This is a genomic window from Bradyrhizobium sp. UFLA06-24 (genome assembly GCF_054967145.1).
Genome location: NZ_JADFUE010000003.1, coordinates 172774 through 193498, shown reverse-complemented (window position 1 = coordinate 193498; position 20725 = coordinate 172774). Strand labels below are relative to the sequence as shown.

Genomic DNA, 20725 nt, shown 5'->3' with positions numbered 1-20725 from the left:
AGATGACGGATAGCGACGTCACCACGTCCATGTTCGAGCGGATCGGCGGCAGTGCCACGATCGAACGTCTGGTCGACCGCTTCTACGACCGCATGGATACGCTGCCGGAGGCGAAGGTGATCCGCGCCATGCATGCGGATGACCTCGGCCTCATCAGGGACGTGCTGAAACGCTATCTCACCGAATGGACCGGCGGCCCGCGCCTCTACACCCCCGAAAAGGGCCATCCGCGGCTGCGTCAGCGCCATTTCGGTTTTGCCATCGGCGATGCCGAGCGCGATGCCTGGATGCTCTGCATGCGAGGTGCGATGGAAGAGACGGTGACGGACGCCGCCGCACGGCAGGACCTCGATCGCGCGATATCGGGCCTCGCCGACTGGATGCGCAACCGGCCTTGATACGGCGGCAGCGCGTCAACGCAAATTCTGGCGCGACGCGGCATGCATCGGATGAATTGAGTTCCGAGCAAATCGCCTGCTAAGCTCCCGGCATGACCGACATCTTTCCCGACACCATCCGCCGCCTCTACACCGATCCCGGCGAGTACATCGACAGCGACCATCCCAGCGTGCAGCAATTCGCGAGGGATGCCGTGCGCGCGGAGGCGAGTGCGCGCGAGAAGGCAAGCCTGCTCTACAAGGCTGTGCGCGACGGCATCCGCTATAACCCCTACGTCAACATGCGCGCCGCGGAGACCTTTCGCGCCTCGAGCGTGCTCGTTGCGGGCCAGGGCTATTGCGTCGGCAAGGCCGCGCTCTATGCCGCCGCCTGCCGCGTCCACGGCATTCCCGCACGGGTCGGCTTTGCCGACGTAAAAAACCATCTCACCACCGAGAAGCTGCGCGCGAGCATGGGGACGGACATCTTTACCTGGCACGGCTTTACGGAAGTGCATGTCGACGGCGCCTGGCGCAAGGCGACGCCGACCTTCAATGACACGTTATGCGCCAAGGTCGGCGTGGCGCCGCTCGATTTCGACGGTCACACCGACGCGCTGCTGCATCCCTTCGACGGCGAAGGGCGGGCCTACATGCAATACGTCAACGACCGCGGCAGCTACCATGACGTCCCGGCGAAGTTCCTGATGCGTGAGATGGCGCGTGACTATGCCAACATGCAAGGCGAGGACCTGTCCGGCCGCGACATGGAGCGCGAGGCGGAAGCGCGATAGAGCACGGAGCCGTAGCCTGGATGAGCGAAGCGATCTCCGGGCTATAGCAGCTGCGATCGCACCGCCTCCGCGCTGTCCCGCAACAGCGGCAGGAAGCGGTCGATCAGTTCTTGCCTCGGCACGCGATCGACATGAGCGCCCATGTTGATGGCGGCGACGATCACGTTGTCGTAGCGGCGCACGGGCACGGAGATCGAGCGGAAATGCGGCTCGGCCTCGCGATCGACCAGCGAATAGCCTTGAGCCCGATCCTGTGCGATGCGCGCGAGCAGTGTGTGGGGGTCGGTGACCGTCTGCGTCGTCAGCGCCTCGCGCCTCATCGTCTTCAGGCGGGCGCGCAAATCGGCATCGTCGAGCTGGCCCAGCATGGCGCGGCCGACCGACGTGCAGAATGCCGGCAGCCGGTAGCCGATCTCCAATCCGCCTGAGAACATCCGCGCCGGGCTGCTGCGGGCAACGAACACCACGTCGTCGCCGTCGAGCACCGCGAGTGAGGAGATTTCGTTCGCGGCCGTTGCGACGCGATCGAGTACCGGTTGCAGCACGGTGACCAGCTGGTTGGAGCGCAGATAGGACGTTGCCAGCGTCAGCACATGCGGCGTCAGCGAGAACAGTTTTCCATCGCCACTGACAAAGCCGCCGCGCTGGAGCGTGAAGAGCATGCGCCGCGCCGTCGCACGCGGCAGATCGGCAGCGCGGGCCAGATCGCTGAGCGTCATCGGGCCTGCATTGGTGCCGAAGCACTGCAGCAAGCGCAGGCCGCGATCGAGAGCTTCGACGAAATCCGTCGCGCGCTCGCCAGTCTCGCTCCGCTTCAGCTTGGGCATGAGGCCGCGATCATCCTGCAAAATAGTGCTTGCTGCCGATCCAAGGCATGTCATAATTCGCCCATTCGTTCAATAGGCGAACAGACGCGAACCCACAGAGGATGCACTCGCCATGATGAGCCAGGAACAGAACGACCTGATCACCCGCACCGGCCCGAAAGATCCGTGTGGCAGGCTGATGCGGAGCTACTGGCAGCCGGCGGCCCTCGTCGATGAACTTGAGGGGGCGCGGCCGATCCGTCCGGTCAAATTGCTCGGCGAAAACCTGGTGCTGTTTCGCGACGAGTCCGGGCGCTACGGCCTGATGGATCGTCACTGCGCCCATCGCGGCGCCGATCTCGCCTTCGGACGGCTCGAGCATGGTGGCCTGCGCTGCGCCTTCCATGGCTGGCTGTTCGACGCATCAGGCCAGTGCATCGAGACGCCGGCAGAGCCGAAGGATTCGAAGCTCTGCCAGAACATCCGCCAGCGCTCTTATCCCGTGGTGGAGAAGAGCGGCATCCTCTGGGCCTATCTCGGCGAAGGCGCGCCGCCGGCATTTCCGGAGATCGACTGCTTCGTCGCGCCAGGCTCCCACACATTCGCCTTCAAGGGCCACATGGCCTGCAACTGGCTGCAGGCGCTGGAGGTCGGCATCGATCCCGCGCATGCCTCCTACCTGCATCGTTTCTTCGAGGACGAAGACACCTCGACCGCCTACGGCAAGCAGTTCCGCGGCGCCTCTGCCGGCAGCGACCTGCCGATGACGAAAATCCTGCGCGAATACGATCGGCCGATCATCAATGTCGAGCACACCGAATACGGCTTGCGGCTGATCGCGCTGCGCGAGATCGACGAGGAGCGCACGCATGTGCGCGTCACCAACCAGCTCTTCCCGCACGGCTTCGTCATCCCCATGAGCACGGAGATGACGATCACGCAATGGCACGTGCCTGTCGACGACGAGAACTGCTACTGGTACGCGATCTTCACCAGCTACACGAACCCGGTCGACAAGCAGAAGATGCGCGACCAGCGGCTCGAGCTCTATCAGCTGCCGGATTACATCTCCCGCAAGAACCGCAACAACGATTACGGATTCGATCCGCACGAGCAGCGAACCGCGACCTATACCGGCATGGGCAACGATATCAACGTCCACGACCAATGGGCGGTGGAATCGATGGGTGCGATCCAGGACCGCACCAAGGAGCATCTCGGTTCGAGCGACAAGGCGATCGTGCAATATCGCCGCCTGTTGCGGCAGGAGATCGAGAAGGTCGGTGGCGGCGAGAAGCCGATGCTGTTCCTGGACGAAGCCAATGCGCGCAGCATCCAGGGCCCGGCGACGATGGACGGCATTGGGCCGACGCGCGGCTGGGAAACATATTGGATGGAAGTCGACGTCAAGCGCCGCCGCGGCGCGCCATGGACCGCGCCGGTGCCGAAGGAGATCGAGGACAAGGTGCACCGGCTGACGGCGGCGGAGTGAGCTCTATTCTCGTCATCGCGAGCGCAGCGAAGCAATCCAGGAATATGCCCGCAGAAAGATACTGGATTGCTTCGTCGCAACAGCGCAAGATTGCTTCGCAATTTTGTCGCGGGCTCCTCGCAGTGACGGAGCCTGTGGCGGACATCGTGCGACCATCGCACAGCGTGAACTGAGGAGCAACCAAAGTGACTTTCGTCGCGCGCCATGCGCTGTGGTCGGATGAGCAGAAGGACGCGGCGGCCCGCATGCGGCGTCTCGTCGAGGAGAGGAATCTCGAGGTCATCCGCCTCGCCTTCCCGGACCAGCACGGCATCTTGCGCGGCAAGACCATCATCGCCTCCGAGGCGATTGCCTCGCTCGAAAGCGGCTGCTCCATCACCACCACAATGCTCGCCAAGGACACCTCGCATCGCACAGTGTTTCCGGTGTTCACGTCAGGCGGCGGCTTCGGCATGAAGGAGATGGAGGGCGCGGCCGACGTGCTGATGGTGCCTGATACCACCACGTTCCGCGTGCTGCCCTGGGCGCCGGCGACAGGCTGGGTGCTGTGCGATCTCTATTTCAATGACGGCCGCCCCGTGCCGTTCGCGACGCGCGGGCTCTATCGCAGGGTGGTCGACGAGCTCGGAAATCGTGGCCATGATTTCGTCGCCGGGCTCGAAGTCGAGTTCCACATCTTCAGGCTCGACGACCCGCATATGCGCGCGGAGGACGCCGGGCAGCCGGGCACGCCGCCGTCGGTGAGCCTGCTCAGCCACGGCTATCAGTATCTCACCGAGCAGCGTTTCGACCAAATGGAGCCTGTGCTGGAGATTCTGCGCCGCGACATCGTTGCGCTCGGGCTGCCGTTGCGCTCGGTCGAGGTCGAGTTCGGGCCGAGCCAGTGCGAATTCACCTTCGCGCCGAAGAAGGGCCTGGAGCCTGCCGACAACATGGTGCTGTTTCGCTCCGCGGTGAAGCAGATCGCGCGCAGGCATGGCTATCACGCCACCTTCATGTGCCGGCCGAAACTGCCGAACCTGTTCGCGAGCGGCTGGCACCTGCATCAATCGGTCGTCTCGCGCACGAGTGGCGAAAACCTGTTCATGGCCAAAGAGGCCGGCCAGCCGCTCAGCGCGTTCGGCCGCGCCTATCTCGCCGGCCTGCTCGATCACGCCCGCGCGGCCACCGTGTTCACCACGCCGACCATCAACGGCTACAAGCGCTACCGCTCATATTCCTTGGCGCCCGATCGCGCGATCTGGGGCCGCGACAACAGAGGCGTGATGATCCGCGTGCTCGGTGGCGCGGACGACGCCGCGACGCGTCTCGAAAACCGCGTCGGCGAACCGGCCGCCAATCCTTATCTCTACATGGCCTCGCAAATCCTGTCGGGCCTCGACGGCGTAGACCGCAAGCTTGATCCCGGCCCGTCAGCCGACACGCCTTACGAGACCAAGGCGCCGCTGCTGCCGAAGAGCCTGCGCGACGCGGTCGCCGCGCTCAAGGACGATCCGTTCTTCCGCGAAAAATTCGGCGCGGAGTTCGTCGACTATTACACCCACATCAAGAACGCGGAGATCGACCGTTTCCTGTCGGAGGTAACCGACTGGGAACATCGCGAATATTTCGAGATGTTTTGAAGATCGCACGTCTGCTCTGTCATTGCGAGGAGAACGCGACAAAATTGCGAAGCAATTTTGCGCTGGCGACGAAGCAATCCAGACTGTCACTGCAGAGACAGTCTGGATTGCTTCGCTGCGCTCGCAATGACGGGTGGAGAGAGCAGGAGCTCAGATTCCCAGATACTTATGCTGCAGATCAGGCTCGGCCATCAGCTCATCCGACGTGCCGCTCCACACGGTCCTGCCACGCTCGATGATGGTGTGGCGGTCGCAGATCCGGGCGAGATGGTCGACGTTCTTGTCGACGACCAGGATCGATTGCCCCCTGCTCTTCAGCAGCGACAGGCAGCTCCAGATCTCCTCGCGGATCAGCGGCGCCAGTCCTTCGGTGGCTTCGTCGAGGATGAGAAGCTTCGGGTTGGTCATCAGCGCGCGGCCGATGGCGAGCATCTGCTGCTCGCCGCCGGAGAGCTGGTTGCCCATGTTGGAAGCGCGCTCGGCGAGTCGCGGGAACAGCACGTAGATCGCAGCCAACGTCCAGGGATTGGCGCTGCCGAAGCGATCCGCGGCGGCCGCGACCAGATTTTCGCGGACGGTCAGGTTCGGGAAAATCTGCCGCCCCTCCGGCACGAGGCCGATGCCGAGCTTGGCGATCCGGTAGGATGGGAGCTGCCTGACCTCCGTGCCCGTAAAGCGAATGCTGCCCGCGCGTGCCGGCGTCAGGCCCATGATGGAGCGGATGGTCGTGGTCTTTCCCATGCCGTTGCGCCCCATCAGCGAGACCATCTCGCCTGATTTGATCGACAGGGACAGGCCGAACAGCACCTGGGACAGGCCGTAACAGGTCTCGATGCCTTCGACGTCGAGCAGCGTGTCAGCCATGGTGCGTCACCACATGCTGGTCGCCGAGATAGGCGCGTTTGACGTCTTCGTTGGCACGGATCGTGGCGGGATCGCCGGAGGCGATAACACGGCCATAGACCAGCACCGAGATGCGGTCGGCGAGCGCGAACACCGCCGGCATGTCGTGCTCGACCAGCACGATCGAGACCTCTTTGCGCAACTCCTGGAGCAGCTTCACCATGCGCTGGGATTCGGTCACACCAAGGCCCGCCATGGGCTCGTCGAGCAGGAGCAGCTTCGGCTTGCTGGCGAGCGCGACCGCAAGCTCGATCTGGCGCCGCTCGCCATGGCTCAGCCTGCTGACCACAACATCGGCACGATCCAGCAAGCCGACGCGGTCGAGCGCCGCGTGAGCCGCATCACGCAGGCCCTGCTCTTTCCGCGCATTGGCGAAGAAGCGGAAAGAGGTGCCGGCATGGGCCTGCGCCGCCAGCGCGACATTGTCGGCGGCCGTGAAGTCGAGCAGCAGCGAGGTGATCTGGAAGGAACGTGCAAGTCCCAGCGCACAGCGGCGGTAGGCCGGCAGATAGGTGATGTCGCGCCCCGCGAGCGTGACGCTACCGGAATGCGGCTCGAGGTGTCCGGTCAGCTGGCTGATCAGCGTGGTCTTGCCCGCCCCGTTGGGGCCGATGATGGCGTGCAGCTCACCCGCCGCGACGTCGAGCGAGACGTGGTCGGTGGCGACGATGCCGCCGAACCGGCGCACCAGCTTTTCGACGCGGAGCAGCGGCTCAGCCACGACTGGCCCTCCCGAGCAGACCCATGATGCCGCCGCGGCCGAACAGCACGATCAGCAGCAAGAGCGGGCCCATGATCAGGGCCCAATATTCGGTGATCTGCGACAGGAACTCCTCCAGCAGCAGATAGACCACCGCCCCGATGACGGGGCCGAACAGCGTACCCATGCCGCCGAGGATGACCATCACCATGAGGTCGCCGGAACGGGTCCAGTACATCACGGCGGGACTGACGAAGTCGGTGTTGTTGGCGAGCAGCGCGCCGGCAAGGCCGCACATCGTCCCCGAGATGACGAAGCAGGCGAGCTGATAGCGCTTTGCGGGAAAGCCGATCGCCTGCATGCGCTGCTCGTTGGAGCGCAGGCCCTGCACGACGAGACCGAAGCGCGAATTGACGATGCGCCAGATCAGGAAGATCACCCCAAACAGGCAGGCAAGGCAGAGGTAGTAAAACTGCGTGCGGTTCGACAGGTTGACGAGGCCGGAGAATTCGCTGCGGTTGTAGACGGTGAGGCCGTCATCGCCGCCGTAGCGCGCCAGCCCCGAGGCGACGTAATAGGCCATCTGCGCGAAGGCGAGCGTGATCATGATGAAGTAGACGCCGCGGGTGCGCAAAGACAGCGCGCCGATCACCAGCGCATAGAGCGCGGAGGCTGCCAGCGCGACCGGAAACTGGATGAAGCCGGAGCCGACGCCTTCCTGCGCGAGCATGCCGACGGCGTAACCGCCGATGCCGAGATAGGCGGCGTGGCCAAAGCTCATCATGCCGCCAAAGCCCATGATCAAGTTGAGGCTGGCCGCCGCGAGCGCCAGGATGACGATGCGGGTGAACAGCGTCAGGATGAAGATGTTGCCGGACAGATGCGAATAGAGCGGCAGCAGCACGAGGCCTGCCAGCATCAGGGCCGTGACGGCCTTGCTCACACTCAAACCCTTCATCGACGCAAGCTCTTCATCGTCGATTGGCCGGAAACAGCCCCTCCGGCCGCACCACCAGCACGATCGCCATCAGGAGATAGATCAGCATGGAGGACAGGGCGGGCGCGGCGGTGGAAGCGGCTGCGCCGCTCAGCACTTGCCGCAACAAATTGGGCAGAAAGGCGCGGCCGAGCGTATCGATCATGCCGACGAAGATCGCGGCGAGGAATGCGCCGCGAACGGAGCCGATGCCGCCGATCACGATGATGACGAAGGCGAGGATCAGGATGTTCTCGCCCATGCCGATCTGCACGGTGAGAATCGGCGCCTGCATCAGCCCGGCAAGACCGGCGAGCGCGGCTCCCAGGCCGAACACCAGCGTATAGAGCAGCTTGATGTTGATGCCGAGCGCGCCGATCATCTCGCGGTTGGAGGCGCCGGCGCGGATCAGCATGCCGATGCGTGTCCGCATCACGCCGAGATACAGCAAAAGCGCCACCAGCAGAGCCACGACGATGATGGCGAGGCGATAGGCGGGATAGTGAATGCCGGGCAGGATCGGCACCGGCACGGTGAGCCAGGCCGGCAGCGGCAGCGCCAGGCCGGCCGGCCCCCAGATCAGACGCACGGCCTCGTTGAAGAACAGGATCAGGCCGAACGTCGCGAGCACGTGGTCGAGATGGTCGCGTCCATAGAGATGCCGCAGCGCGCTCGTTTCCAGCACGATGCCGAGCACCAATGTCGCACCCAGTGCCAGCAGCGCGCCAAGCAGGAAGCTGCCGGTCCACGCCGCGAAAGTCGCGGCGAAATAGGCGCCCATCATGTAGAGCGAGCCGTGAGCGAGGTTGACGAGATCCATGATCCCGAACACCAGCGTCAGGCCGGCGGCGAGCAGGAACAGCAGCAGACCGAACTGCAATCCGTTCAAGAACTGTTCGACGACGAGCAGCATCAAAACTCTTTCAGGCGCATGCGCACGCGCGCCGATGTTCGAACACGGTCGCCATCAGTGAAAGAGCTCCCCCTGCCTCTTCAAGGCGGAAAAATGGGTAATGGCAGTATCGTTCCGAGGCAAGAGCGATTCGACACCAAACATGCACTTTGTTGCATGCCGATGCATGTGATCAAAGCCCGCCTTGCGAAGCCCGGCCCAGCGAGAAGACAGCCGCACCGGCTGGGTCAGCCTGCCGCACCCAAACGATCACCCCCTCCCGTTGCCGGGGAGAGGGTGATTCACCTGTCGAAGCGATGGGAACGTCTAGTGCGACGTGACCTGGTGAGGGAGATCGTCCGGCTCGTTGAGCTCGCTGTTGGCGGTGGAGGCCTCCAGCGCGGCCATCCGGAACAGATAGGCCAGGGTCGCCAGCCCAGTGTCCTCCGCCATCTGCGCCAGCTCGAGCGCCATGTCGGACATGTAGCCGAGATTCTCGTCCTTGGTCTGCGCCATGATCTGGCTGTCTCGCATCATGTTCGACATCTCAGGCGCTCTTTCGTTGCGCGGCGGTGCGGCCGCAGAGGTTGGCACGGGCAATGCAATTGAGGCGGGGTCCATCCTGATGGACGACCGAGGCCATGCCGATGCGATCATGCAGGGCATCGACCGTCGCCTGGCGAATGTCGATGGTCGCCGCCATTGTCCAGGCATTCTCCACCAGCGCAGGCAGGCCAAGCGGCGTCACGACGAAGCCGGCCTCGTGGAAGCGCGGCAACCACCACGTCTCCATGATCGCGCTGACCTGTGCGATACCCTGATGCAGACAGAACTCCTGCACGGCGGCCATCAATTGCAAATTGAGGGCGCCGTCGCGGCGTTCGCGTACGACGAAATAGCGCGACCACTCCCAGACCAGCGGATTCGAAGGACAGCCGCGCACGGCCGCGAGATGCGGGAACACCTCGCTCATCATGGAAGGCTTGGTCGTGGGATAAAGCCGGTGCCCGCCGAGAACGCGGCGCCCTTCCAACGCGAGCAGATAGACCGTGTCCTCGTTGTCATAGGAATCGATCTCGCGGCGATCCGGCTTGCGCAACGTCTCCCAGTGCCGTTCCTCGACGAATATGTCGTGGCGCAACCGGAAATGCTGCTCAAGCACGTCTTCGTAAAGGTGGCGGTTCAGCGCGGAAATTGCGTGAATCATGAAATCCCCCATTCGGCCTCAATGGGGGTAACCTCGGCGAAAAGGCGCGGATTCGGTATTGGGAAATTTCCCAGTACATCGCCTAAGGACTGATGATCTTGTGACGAATCGCGAGCGCAACTGCATGCGTACGGTTGACCGCACCCAACTTGCGCGCAGCAGTTGCAAGATGCTCTTCGGCGGTACGCTGAGTGATGTGCAGGATTTCGCCGATCTCCCAGGCGGATTTTCCCCGCGACGCCCACGCGATCACCTCGCGCTCGCGCGGGGTCAGGCGGGTCGACGGATGCGGCGACGGCGCGAGCAGACGGCGAATGTGGTCGAAGCCGTACATCGCCATCAAATGCAGAGCCGGCTTGCTGCGGGTATTGAGATCAAGATGGACGCCACCGAGCGACACCGCGGCCTCATACCCGGTGAGCCCATGGATCGGCACGATGAAGCCGCGCGACATTCGAAAATCGGTGGCGCGGTTCATCACCTCGGCCGCGTCAGGCTCGCGTTCCGCATCATACGGCGCTTCCGACCATTCAAACGGGTTGACCGATAGCCGGCATAGCCGCACCACCGGATCGGCCCGGTCGTAATTGTTCTTGGTATAAAGGCTGAACCACCCCGCAGGCCAGCGCTTGGCGAGCACCATCTGCGCGAACCGTTGGTCAGGATTCGGCAGACCGGTCACGATGATGGTTTCAAAGCCGAAACGACCGAACGCGGTTTCGAGCGCATCCATGGCCTCCGGGACCCTGTCATAGGCTCCCAGCCCTTCGATGAAGTCCAGCGCTTCGCGGCCATAATCCACGGCGGACATCGGTGCGTTCCCTGCCCCTCGTCGCTCCCTATAGCACGTCTTGGCGGCCTGCCTCAATTCACCGCGTCCGTAATATCCCGGTGTGGCGCTGGCACCGAAGATTTAATCTACTTGTGGAGGAAGTGGCGTGCAGATACAGCTACGGCGTCTGGAGTGGGAGAGCCACGATGGAAGACGAGAACATCGCCCTCGACAGCGTGCTCGGCCTGGAATTGAACCGCGTGTTTTTCGCCGTCCGCGACACGGCAAACAAGCAGAAGATCATCGAGTTCGCGCGCGAGGTGCTGCAGAGCGAGCGCCCCAGGCTCGTCGACAGCGCTTCGCCGGAAAGCCCTGCGCGCTAGCACGCGGGCGGCAGCAGACGACGCCGATGCGACCGGTCGCGCGACGATACCCTTCGATGTGAGGACTGGTCTTTCTCGAAACAGCGTGACTGCGAAGTTACCCGTCCTTCTTCCCTCCCATCAAGGCTCCACTTGCCGCTGGATGACATGACGGCTGTCGTGAGATGATCGTCGCCACGATCGTCTTTCGGATGCCAGGACCATGATGACGCTGCGACAGGTTGAAGTGATCCGTGCCGTGATGGTGACGGGCACCATTGGCGGCGCGGCCAAGCTGCTGAACGTGTCGGCCCCGGGCATCAGCCGGCTGGTCAAATACACCGAGCGTTCGCTCGGCATCCGCTTCTTCCAGCGCCAGAACGGCCGCTACTTCCCGACGCCGGAAGCCGAGAACATTTTCGAGCAGATCAACGGCGTCTACAAGAAGGTCGACGATCTCTCCGAGATCATCTCCAAGATCGGGCGCGGCGGGTTGTCCGAGCTGCGCATCGGCTCGGTGCCGAGCATCTCGCAGGTGATGGTGCCGCGCGCGATCGAGCGCGTGCGCCGCCGCTATCCCGATCTCGGCATCGACATCAATATCCTCAAGCTCGAGGAAGCGATCGACTATCTCATGCTCGGCCGCGGCGAGTGCGTCGCGATGAGCTACCGGCTGGAGCACTCCGGACTCGACTTCATGCCGCTCGCCTCCGGCGAACTCTATTGCATCGTACCGCCCGGCCACGAACTCGCCGGCCGCAAGCAGGTCTCGGCCGCCGAGATCACCCGCTATCCATTGATCGGGATCGATCCGAACGATCCCTACGGCAGGATCATGGCCGAGATCTTTGCGCGCAACCGGCTCGACTACAACATCACCATCCGCGCCCGCTTCGGCACCACGGTCTGCGCGCTGGTGAAGGCGGGGCTCGGCATCGCCATCATCGACCAGTTCACGGTGGCTCATGGCGGCTATCCCGGGATCGAACTCCTGAAGATCACCGAGCCGACCCGTTTCGACACCTACATTGCGGTCAAGCGTGGCGCGCCGCTGTCGCTGCATGTCGAGTATTTCATCGAATCCCTTCGCGCCGAGATGCGCGCGGTCGAGCCTTCCCGCGGCAACGGCAAGGCTGCTGCGGGGCGCGGACGGAAGAAATAACATGACGTTAGGTTTGCGGGACAAAAGGGTAATTGTGTTAGCCGGGGGAATGATTATCGTCGCCCTTGGAATAACGCGGATTTCTCCACTCATGCTGGGTCCGAATGCGCCCACCAGACGATAGCGAACCATGTCAAAACGCGGATACGCCGCCAGCAAAAAGCTCCTCACCGGCCTGATCGGCGCGCCGATCGCGCATTCCGCCTCCCCCGCCATGCATGAGCACGCCGCTGAGGCCCTCGGCCTGCGCGGCCATTATCAGCTCATCGAGGTCGCCGGCGCGGACGCGGCCGGGCTCCGCATGATGCTGGAGGGCGTGCGGCGCCTCGGCTTTGCCGGCGTCAACGTCACATTTCCCTACAAGGAAGCGGTGGTGCCGCTGCTCGACGAATTGGCACCGGGTGCAGCCGCAATGGGCGCGGTCAACACGATCGTCGTCAGGGATAACAGGCTGATCGGCCACAACACCGACACCACGGGTTTTGCACGTGCCGTCGCGCCGCTGCTGGCGCCCACGGGGAACGCGGTCGCCGTGATCGGCACCGGCGGCGTCGGCAAGGCGATCGCCTTTGCGCTGGCGAGCCTGAAAGTGGCCGACCTCCGTATCTTCGACAGCGAGCCGGCCCGCGCCGAAAAGCTCGCCGCGCTGCTGGCCCGGCATGGCGGCGCGCGGGTGGCCGGAAGCGTCAAGGACGCGCTCGACGGAGCAACCGGCCTCGTCAACGGCACGCCGGTCGGCATGCTGCCGAACCGCGATACCCCCGTGCCGGCCTCGCTGCTGCGCGAAAACCTGTGGGTCGCCGACGCCGTCTATTCGCCGCTGATCACGCCGCTGCTGACCGCAGCCCGAGCCAAGGGCGCGCGGATCATGACCGGGCGAGAGCTCGCGATCTACCAGGCGGCTGACGCGTTCGAGCTGTTCACCGGCCTTGCCCCGTCGACCCAAGTCATGGGAGAGGCTTTTGACGAGGTGATGGCGGCAAGAAGCTCTGCCTATTACGCAGCGTAACCGAAGCGGTCGGATACAAGGCCGCCACCAGAACCGAACATCGAAAGGGAGGAATGAGATGAAATCCACACTATTGGCAGGCGCCCTGCTGGCCTTCGCGACTGCAACCGGCGTCCACGCCCAGGCGATCAAGCTCGCCGACGTCGCCGAGCTCTCGGGCGGCGGCGCCACCGTCGGCACCAACTGGAAGAACGGCATCGACCTCGCGATCGAGGAGATCAACGCCAAGGGCGGCGTGCTCGGCCGCAAGCTCGAGGTCACCCACGCCGACTCGCAATCGAACCCGGGCGTTGCCCGCGCCCAGGTGCAGAAGGCGCTCGACGCCGAGCCCTATGTGCTGCTCGGACCCGGCTATTCCGGCTCGGTGAAGGTGACCGCCCCGCTCGCCGCTGAAGCCGGCATCACGCAGATCATGGGCGGCGAAGCCGCCGAGCTGACGCAGGCCGGCAACAAGTTCCTGTTCCGCACCTCGTTCGGCCAGCAGTCGTCGATGCCGAAAGTCGCAAAATACATCCACGACGACATGAAGGCGAAGACGGTCGCAGTCGTCTGGGTCAACAACGATTTCGGCAAGGGCGGCCGCGACGTCATCATCAAGGACCTCGAAGCTCGTGGCACCAAGGTCGTGGCCGATCTCTCCACCGAGGCGGGCCAGGCCGATTTCGCCGCCGATGTCGGCAAGATCAAGGCGGCCAATCCTGACGCCGTCTTCATCTATCTCAACGAGGAAGAGAGCGCGCGCATCCTCAAGGAGCTGAAGCGCCAGGGCGTCACTGCGCCGCTGATGGGCGAGACCACGCTGATCGGCCAGAAGGTGATCGAGCTTGCCGGCGATGCCGCCAACGGCGCCCGCGGCCATGTCGGCCTCACCACCGATGCGCCGGTCGACCTGATCAAGGGTTTTCGCGAGCGCTTCTCGAAGAAGTACAATTATGTCCCCGACCACAACGGACTGAAGGGCTATCTCGCCGTCTACATGGTAAAGGCCACCACCGAGAAGATGGGCAAGGTCGATTCCAAGGCCTTCGCCGACACGCTGCACGGCCTGACCATCAAGGCTGCGGACGAACCGGGCATTCTGATGGACGTCACCTTCGATCAGAACGGGGACATCGATCGCCAGAGCTTCCTGGTCGAGGTCGTCGAAGGCAAGCAGGTGGTGAAGCAGGTGCTGCCCAAGCTGAAGTGAGGCTCTGACCTTCTTCCTCTCCCTGCTCTTCGCGGGGAGAGGGAGCGATAGACCTGAATGGGCGTCAAGTTACTCGAGCTCCAACGATCAAAGAAGACCCATGTCCAATCTGTTCGATCTTCTGGTCGCGGGACTGGCCACCGGCGCGATCTATGCACTGGTCGCAGTTGGGTTCACCCTGTTGTGGCAGACCTCGCAGACCATCAATTTCGCGCAAGGCGAGTTCGTGATGCTGCCGGCGTTTCTGATGCTGGCGGCGATGCATGTCGGCGCACCGTTCTGGCTCGCGATCATCCTCGGCATCCTGCTCTCGATGGTCCTGCTCGGCTTCGCCTTCAAGATGCTGCTGGTCGATCCGATGATGCGCCATGGCGTGCTGCCGCTGGCGATCGCGACCATGGCGCTGGCGATCGGCATCAAGGAAGCCGTGAAACAGTTCTTCAGCGCGGAGGCTTCGCCCTTCCCGTCGATCGTGCCCACCGGCGACATCACTGTGCTCGGACACGTCGTCTCGCTGCAAAGCATCGGCGTCCTCGTCGTCGCGATCCTCGCCGTGTTCGGCCTGACCGCGTTGCTCAACCGCACCTCGCTCGGCCATCAGATGCAGGCGGCAGCCCAGAACCCGACCGTGGCACGCATCATCGGCGTTCCCGTCGAGCGCATGATCCTGCTGACCTTCCTGATCAACGCCTTCCTGGTCGCGTTGGCCTCGCTGCTGATCACGCCGATCTATCTGGCCAAATTCTCCTCCGGTGAAGTGCTCGGCCAGGCGGCCTTCATCGCGGCGATCGTCGGGGGCTTCAACCAGGTCCGCGGCGCGATCGCCGGCGGCTTGTTGATCGGCGTGCTCGACAACCTGGCGGCCGCCTACGTCTCGACCCAGTATCGCGCCGCAGTGCCGATGATCTTCCTCATCGTCGTCATCCTGTTCCGGCCGCAAGGACTGCTCGGCCGCGCCGAGGAGCGCACGGTATGAGCGGTTTTGCCAAACCCCTGAAGATCGCGCTCGGGCTCATCGTCATCGGCGGCCTGATCGTCATTCCCATGAACTTCAATCGCTACGGTCTGTTCATCCTGAGCCAGTGGGCGGTGATGACGATCGCCGCGATGGGGCTCAACCTCACGCTCGGCTATGCCGGACAGGTCTCGCTGGCGCAGGGCGCTTTCGTCGGCATAGGGGCTTATGCAGCCGCCATCATGACGACGCATGGCTGGCCCCTGCCGGTCGCCATCCTGATTGCGATCGTCTTGAGCTTCGGCGTCGGCTGGGTGCTCGGCTATCCCGCGCTGCGCGTGCAGCACCACTACCTCGCCTTCGTCACGCTGGCTTTCTCGACCCTGGCGTTCCTGGTGTTCCGCAACGAGAGCTGGCTCACCGGCGGCATCTACGGCATCTCCAACATTCCGCGCCCACACATCTTCGGAATCGCAACCAACAAGCCGCTGCCGTTCTACTATGTCTGCCTCGGCTCGCTCGCGATGGTGTCTGTGGCGGTCTGGTGGCTGATCCGCTCGCCCTGGGGCCGCGCCTTCATGGCACTGCGCGAGAACCCGCTGCGCGCGCAATCGCTCGGCATCGACACCCGCCGCTACACATTGATGGCGTTCGCGATCGGCTCGGCGCTCGGCGGCGTCGCCGGCGCGCTCTATGCGCCGCTGACGCAATACATCGACCCTGTTCCCTTCAACCTGCAGCTCTCGCTTGATCTGCTGATGATGGTGATCGTCGGCGGCGCCGGCTTCTATTTCGGTCCCTTCCTGGGGGCGATGATCGCGGTGCTGCTGCCGGAATGGCTGCGCTTCACCGAAGGCTATTATCTGATGCTCTACGCGATCGCGGTGATGGGACTGCTGGTCTGGTCGCCGACCGGCATTCTCGGGATCCTCGACCGTTACCTTGCCGCACGGCGCACCAAGGCGGCCTCGGCGCTGCGCGCCGTCGCAAAGTCCCGCCTGGAGACGGCACAATGAGCGCGGTGCTCGAAGTCACCAACATCAAGAAGAACTTCGGTGGCATCAGCGCCGTCGACGGCGTGTCCTTCGACGTGCGGGAGGGCGAGATCCTTGGCCTGATCGGCCCGAACGGCTGCGGCAAGTCAACCCTGTTCAATTGCATCCTTGGTCAGCTCACGCCGACGGACGGCGAGGTCAAGCTCGACGGCAAGGTGGTCACCGGCTTGCGCCCGTCGGAGCTGAACAAGCTCGGCGTCAGCCGCACCTTCCAGCTCCTTCAGGTCTTCCCAAAGCTCTCGGTGCGCGAGAACCTGATCCTCGCCGGGCAGGAGCACCAGGGCAACATGGCCTCGCGCCTGATCGGCCGCTCCGACGCCGGGCTGACGGATGCCGCCAACCAGATGATCGGTTTCTTCAAGCTCGATCATCTCGCAGCCGAGCCTGCCGGCGGCCTCTCCTATGGGCAGCAAAAGCTGCTCGATGCCGCCATGGCCTTCATGGGCGGCCCGCGCCTGGTGCTGCTCGACGAGCCCGCCGGCGGCGTCAACCCGACGATGCTGTCTGACCTGAAGGAGCGGCTGGTCGCGATCAATCGCGAGAAGAATGCCACCTTCGTCGTGATCGAGCACAACATGGAGTTCGTGATGTCGCTGTGCTCGCGCGTGATGGTGATGGCGGAAGGCAAGGTGCTGGCGATGGGGCGGCCGGACGAGGTCCGCAAAAATCCGGCCGTGATCGAAGCCTATTTGGGACATTAAACGATGACCGATCCCATCCTCTCGGTTCACAACCTCGTCGGCGGCTACGGCAAGATGACGATCCTGAACGGCACGACGTTCTCGGTGCCGCCAGCGACCATCACCACGATCATCGGCCCGAACGGCGCCGGCAAGTCTACGGTGTTCAAGGCGATCTTCGGCCTGTTGAAGTTGCGCGAGGGCAAGATCAGTTTCGCCGGCCGCGACGTGACGAACTTGAGCCAACGCGCGCTGCTCAATGCCGGCATCTGCTACGTGCCGCAGGGTCGTAACATCTTTCCCGAGCTCTCGGTGCGCCACAACATCGAACTCGGCGGCGTCGCGGCCGGAAAAGGCATCGACCTGCCGACGCGGATCGAGGCCGCGCTCGACCTGTTCCCGGCGCTGCGCCGCAAGGCCGCGCAGCAGGCCTCGACGCTGTCGGGCGGCGAGCAGAAGCAGCTCGAGATCGCCCGCTCGCTGCTGCTCGAGCCAAAGCTCGTGCTGATCGACGAGCCCTCGATCGGCCTGTCGCCGCTGATGGTGCAGCAGACTTTTGATATTCTAAAGAGCCTGCGTGACCGCGGCGTCACCATCCTGATGATCGAGCAGAACGCGCGCTCGGCGCTGGAGATCTCCGATATCGGCATCGTGCTCGAGCTCGGCCAGACCCGCATGGTCGACAAGGCCGAGCGCATCTTGAATGATCCCAGGATCGGCCAGCTCTTCCTCGGCGGCGCCATGGAGGAGAGCGCGGCATGAACGCGCCCCTGCGCATCGCCGTTGCCGGCGCCGGCCTGATCGGGCGCCGCCATCTGGAGTTGATCGACGCTTCGCCGAACTGCGTGCTCGCCGGCATCGCCGACCCCGCGCCAGCGGCCATGGAGCTTGCTGGAGCCTGCGGCGTCGGATGGTACGCAGATCATCGGGCCCTGCTGGAGCAGGAAAAACCTGATGGCATGGTCGTCGCCTCCCCGAACGCACTGCATCTGCAGATGGCGCTCGACTGCGCGCAGGCCGGCGTGCCTGCACTGATCGAGAAGCCGGTGACCGACACGGTCGCCGCCGCGCAGCGCCTGTGTGCGGCGGTCAGGCGGACCGGCGTGCCGATGCTGGTCGGCCATCACCGCCGCCACAATCCGATCATCAAGGCCGCGCGCGAGACCGTGGCGAACGGCAAGCTCGGCCGGCTCACGGCCGTGGCCGGACTATGGCTGCTGAAGAAGCCCGATGATTACTTCAACGTGGCCTGGCGGCGTGAGCACGGCGGGGGCCCGCTGCTCATCAACCTCATTCACGACATCGACAATCTTCGTTTCATCTGCGGGGAGATCACCGAGGTGCAGGCGATGACCTCGAACGAGGCGCGCGGGTTCACCGTCGAGGATACCGCCGCCCTGCTGCTGCGCTTCGCCGGCGGCGCGCTGGCAACGGTGACCGTGTCGGATACGACGCCGGCGCCGTGGAGTTGGGAGCTCTCCTCGGGCGAGAACGCTGCGTATCCGAAGCAGGGCCAGCCTTGTTACTTCTTCTCCGGCACCGCGGGCTCGCTGGCCGTGCCGAACATGGAGCTTTGGTCCTACGCCCAGCAGCCCGGCTGGTATATGCCGCTGTCGCGCGAGGCGATCGCGCCGGCGGCACTCGATCCGCTGGCCGAGCAGCTCCGGCATTTCATTGCCGTGATCGCGGGTCGGGAACAACCACTGATCCCGGTGGAGGATGCGATGGGCACGCTCGCGGTCGTCGAAGCCGTCAGCGAGGCGGCACGCACGGGTCAAAAGATATCGCCGGGCCGGTTAATGGAGCAGGCAGCATGAACAAGCGTTCGATCGCAACCGTCTCTCTCTCCGGGGCGCTGGACGAAAAGCTCCGTGCCATCGCGTCGGCCGGTTTCGAGGCGGTCGAGATCTTCGAGAACGATCTGCTGTCGTTCGGCGCGGGCCCGCGCGAGATCGCAAAGCTCTGCAAGGACCTCAATCTCGAGATCTGCGCGTTCCAGCCGTTCCGCGATTTCGAGGGCATGCCGGAGCCGCAGCGCTCGCGCAACTTTGCCCGCGCGATGCGCAAGTTCGATCTGATGCAGGAACTCGGCACCGATCTGCTGCTGATCTGTTCCAACGTGTCGCCCGCCTCGCTCGGCGGCATCGACCGCGCCGCCGATGATTTTCGTGAGCTCGGCGATCTCGCCGCCAAGCGCGGCTTGCGCGTCGGCTATGAGGCGCTGGCCTGGGGCCGCCACGTCAACGATTACCGCGATGCCTGGGAGATCGTACGGCGCGCCGATCATCCGGCGATCGGCGTCATCCTCGACAGCTTTCATGCCCTGGCGCCGGGCTTTCCGACCCGCGCGATGGCCTCGATCCCAGGCGACAAGATCTTTCTGGTGCAGCTCGCCGACGCACCGAAGCTTGAGCTCGACATCCTGTCGTGGAGCCGGCACTTCCGCTCGTTCCCCGGCCAGGGCGACCTGCCGGTCGGCGCATTCATGCAGGCGATCGCCGCGACCGGCTATTCCGGCCCGTGGTCGCTGGAAATCTTCAACGACCAATTCCGCGCCGGCTCGGCTGCACAGACCGCGCTCGACGGACTGCGCTCGCTGATCCTGCTGCAAGACCAACTTGCTCCGGACTGGCCGAAGCTCGTCGGCGAGCCGCTGGCGCCGAAGGCCAAGAGCCGCGGCACCGGCTTCATCGAGTTCGCCGTCAACGAGACCAAGGCCGGCGAGCTCGCGCATCTGTTTTCACAGCTCGGCTTCCGGAAGACCGGTAAGCATCGCAGCAAGGCGGTGGAGCGCTGGTCGCAGGGCAAGGTCGAGCTGGTGATCAATTCGGAGACCGACGGCTTTGCGCATTCGCACTATGTCACGCATGGCCCCGGCGTCTGCGCCATCGCGCTCGACGTGGACAATGCCGGCCTTGCCATGCAGCGGGCCGAGACGCTGAAGGCGCGCACCTTCTATCAGCCGGTCGGACCGGGCGAGCTGGAAATTCCCGCGATCCACGGCGTCGGCGGCAGCCTGCTCTACTTCCTCGATCAGGCCGGCAAGAACTGGGACACGGATTTCGCATCTATCGCAAGCGACGCCAGTGGCGATGCGCTGCTCGCGGTCGACCACATCGCGCAGTCGATGCCCTACGACGAGATGTTGTCCTGGCTGCTGTTCTACACCGGCATCCTCGACCTGAAGCGGCTGCCGCAGATCGAGATCGCCGACCCCAGAGGCCTCGTGCAGAGCCAGGCTGTCATCAATGGCGACCAGAGCCTGCGCTTCGTGCTCAACGGCTCCTCCGCCAATCGCACGCTGCCGGCCCGCTTCATCTCGGAGTTTTTCGGCTCAGGCGTGCAGCACGTCGCGTTTGCTTGCAAAGACATCTTCGCCACCGTCGCCGCGATGCGCGCCCGCGGCGCGGGCTTTCTCGATATTCCCGATAATTATTACGACGACGTCGAAGCCAAATACGACCTCGCGCCCGATGTCATGGCGCAGCTCCGCGCCAACCACATCCTGTACGACCGCGAGGGCGACAGCGAATTCTTCCAGGTCTACACCCATATTTTCGACGAGCGCTTCTTCTTCGAGATCGTCGAGCGCAGGAGCTATCAGGGGTTTGGCGCAGCCAATGCCGGCATCAGGCTCGCGGCGCAGGCCCGCGAGGTGCGGCCGGCGAGCATGCCACGGGTGTAGCGCTCTATCCACGTCGTCATTGCGGGAGAACTGAGAGCCCCTCTCCCCGCATCTGCCTTCGCTGAAGCTTCGACGGACAAACGCGGG

At 64.2% G+C, this 20725-nt stretch carries 22 protein-coding genes; 14 read left to right on the top strand and 8 right to left on the bottom strand.

All coding sequences use genetic code 11. From position 1 onward, the window contains the following. Positions 1–2 precede the first annotated feature (2 nt). Positions 3–398, top strand: coding sequence for a group II truncated hemoglobin (locus IF809_RS04820; protein WP_453980955.1), 396 nt, complete (start codon positions 3–5; stop codon positions 396–398). Positions 399–490: 92 nt separating this feature from the next. After that, positions 491–1171: a transglutaminase-like domain-containing protein gene (locus IF809_RS04815; protein WP_462836971.1), complete on the top strand. Its 681-nt coding sequence runs from the start codon at positions 491–493 to the stop codon at positions 1169–1171. 41 nt (positions 1172–1212) lie between these two features. Here the strand turns inward: IF809_RS04815 and IF809_RS04810 are convergent, their stop codons facing one another. Further along, positions 1213–1998, bottom strand: a complete 786-nt coding sequence (locus tag IF809_RS04810; protein WP_453980956.1) for an IclR family transcriptional regulator domain-containing protein — start codon at positions 1996–1998, stop codon at positions 1213–1215. Positions 1999–2110: 112 nt separating this feature from the next. Between IF809_RS04810 and IF809_RS04805 the strand changes: the two genes are divergently transcribed. Together IF809_RS04805 and IF809_RS04800 are read left to right on the top strand one after the other, a co-directional pair. Then, on the top strand, positions 2111–3469 hold the full coding sequence (locus IF809_RS04805; RefSeq protein ID WP_462836970.1) for an aromatic ring-hydroxylating dioxygenase subunit alpha: 1359 nt from the start codon (positions 2111–2113) through the stop codon (positions 3467–3469). A gap of 185 nt (positions 3470–3654) precedes the next feature. Beyond that, positions 3655–5091: a glutamine synthetase family protein gene (locus tag IF809_RS04800; protein ID WP_462836969.1), complete on the top strand. Its 1437-nt coding sequence runs from the start codon at positions 3655–3657 to the stop codon at positions 5089–5091. Positions 5092–5241: 150 nt separating this feature from the next. On the opposite strand, the gene IF809_RS04795 is transcribed toward IF809_RS04800, so the two are convergent. The 7 genes from IF809_RS04795 to IF809_RS04765 form a co-directional block, all read right to left on the bottom strand. Then, positions 5242–5955: an ABC transporter ATP-binding protein gene (locus IF809_RS04795; protein WP_462836968.1), complete on the bottom strand. Its 714-nt coding sequence runs from the start codon at positions 5953–5955 to the stop codon at positions 5242–5244. After that, complete coding sequence (locus IF809_RS04790) at positions 5948–6715, bottom strand: ABC transporter ATP-binding protein (protein ID WP_453980960.1); 768 nt, start codon at positions 6713–6715, stop codon at positions 5948–5950. Before IF809_RS04790 ends, IF809_RS04795 begins: the two co-directional genes overlap by 8 nt. Then, complete coding sequence (locus IF809_RS04785) at positions 6708–7652, bottom strand: branched-chain amino acid ABC transporter permease (RefSeq protein ID WP_462836967.1); 945 nt, start codon at positions 7650–7652, stop codon at positions 6708–6710. The genes IF809_RS04790 and IF809_RS04785 overlap by 8 nt, the downstream gene beginning before the upstream one ends. Positions 7653–7665: 13 nt before the next feature. After that, complete coding sequence (locus IF809_RS04780; RefSeq protein WP_462836966.1) at positions 7666–8583, bottom strand: branched-chain amino acid ABC transporter permease; 918 nt, start codon at positions 8581–8583, stop codon at positions 7666–7668. 306 nt (positions 8584–8889) lie between these two features. After that, positions 8890–9108: a hypothetical protein gene (locus IF809_RS04775; RefSeq protein WP_128968900.1), complete on the bottom strand. Its 219-nt coding sequence runs from the start codon at positions 9106–9108 to the stop codon at positions 8890–8892. Position 9109: 1 nt separating this feature from the next. Beyond that, positions 9110–9769, bottom strand: coding sequence for an acyl-homoserine-lactone synthase (locus IF809_RS04770; RefSeq protein ID WP_462836965.1), 660 nt, complete (start codon positions 9767–9769; stop codon positions 9110–9112). Between the two features lie 82 nt (positions 9770–9851). Next, positions 9852–10580, bottom strand: a complete 729-nt coding sequence (locus IF809_RS04765) for a helix-turn-helix transcriptional regulator (protein WP_128968902.1) — start codon at positions 10578–10580, stop codon at positions 9852–9854. Positions 10581–10747: 167 nt separating this feature from the next. Here IF809_RS04765 and IF809_RS04760 point away from each other — a divergent pair, with 167 nt between their 5' ends. The 10 genes from IF809_RS04760 to IF809_RS04715 all read left to right on the top strand — a co-directional run bounded on the left by IF809_RS04760 (position 10748) and on the right by IF809_RS04715 (position 20638). Continuing rightward, positions 10748–10924 (top strand): hypothetical protein, encoded by a 177-nt coding sequence (locus IF809_RS04760; RefSeq protein ID WP_128968903.1) that lies wholly within the window; start codon positions 10748–10750, stop codon positions 10922–10924. Between the two features lie 202 nt (positions 10925–11126). Beyond that, positions 11127–12065 carry a LysR family transcriptional regulator gene (locus IF809_RS04755; protein ID WP_128968904.1) on the top strand — a complete coding sequence of 313 codons (939 nt, stop codon included), beginning with the start codon at positions 11127–11129 and terminating at the stop codon, positions 12063–12065. Positions 12066–12195: 130 nt separating this feature from the next. After that, entirely contained in the window at positions 12196–13074 is an 879-nt protein-coding gene (locus tag IF809_RS04750) for a shikimate dehydrogenase (RefSeq protein ID WP_462836964.1), read from the top strand. Between the two features lie 58 nt (positions 13075–13132). Continuing rightward, positions 13133–14263: an ABC transporter substrate-binding protein gene (locus IF809_RS04745; RefSeq protein WP_462836963.1), complete on the top strand. Its 1131-nt coding sequence runs from the start codon at positions 13133–13135 to the stop codon at positions 14261–14263. A 100-nt stretch (positions 14264–14363) separates the two neighbouring features. Beyond that, a complete protein-coding gene (locus IF809_RS04740) occupies positions 14364–15239 on the top strand; it encodes a branched-chain amino acid ABC transporter permease (protein WP_128968907.1) in 876 nt (291 codons plus the stop codon). Further along, a complete protein-coding gene (locus IF809_RS04735) occupies positions 15236–16234 on the top strand; it encodes a branched-chain amino acid ABC transporter permease (RefSeq protein WP_462836962.1) in 999 nt (332 codons plus the stop codon). The genes IF809_RS04740 and IF809_RS04735 overlap by 4 nt, the downstream gene beginning before the upstream one ends. Then, complete coding sequence (locus IF809_RS04730; RefSeq protein WP_462836961.1) at positions 16231–16974, top strand: ABC transporter ATP-binding protein; 744 nt, start codon at positions 16231–16233, stop codon at positions 16972–16974. The genes IF809_RS04735 and IF809_RS04730 overlap by 4 nt, the downstream gene beginning before the upstream one ends. 3 nt (positions 16975–16977) lie before the next feature. Beyond that, complete coding sequence (locus IF809_RS04725; RefSeq protein ID WP_462836960.1) at positions 16978–17715, top strand: ABC transporter ATP-binding protein; 738 nt, start codon at positions 16978–16980, stop codon at positions 17713–17715. Beyond that, positions 17712–18770, top strand: coding sequence for a Gfo/Idh/MocA family protein (locus IF809_RS04720; RefSeq protein ID WP_462836959.1), 1059 nt, complete (start codon positions 17712–17714; stop codon positions 18768–18770). Before IF809_RS04725 ends, IF809_RS04720 begins: the two co-directional genes overlap by 4 nt. Then, positions 18767–20638 carry a bifunctional sugar phosphate isomerase/epimerase/4-hydroxyphenylpyruvate dioxygenase family protein gene (locus tag IF809_RS04715; protein ID WP_128968912.1) on the top strand — a complete coding sequence of 624 codons (1872 nt, stop codon included), beginning with the start codon at positions 18767–18769 and terminating at the stop codon, positions 20636–20638. The genes IF809_RS04720 and IF809_RS04715 overlap by 4 nt, the downstream gene beginning before the upstream one ends. Positions 20639–20725 lie beyond the last annotated feature (87 nt).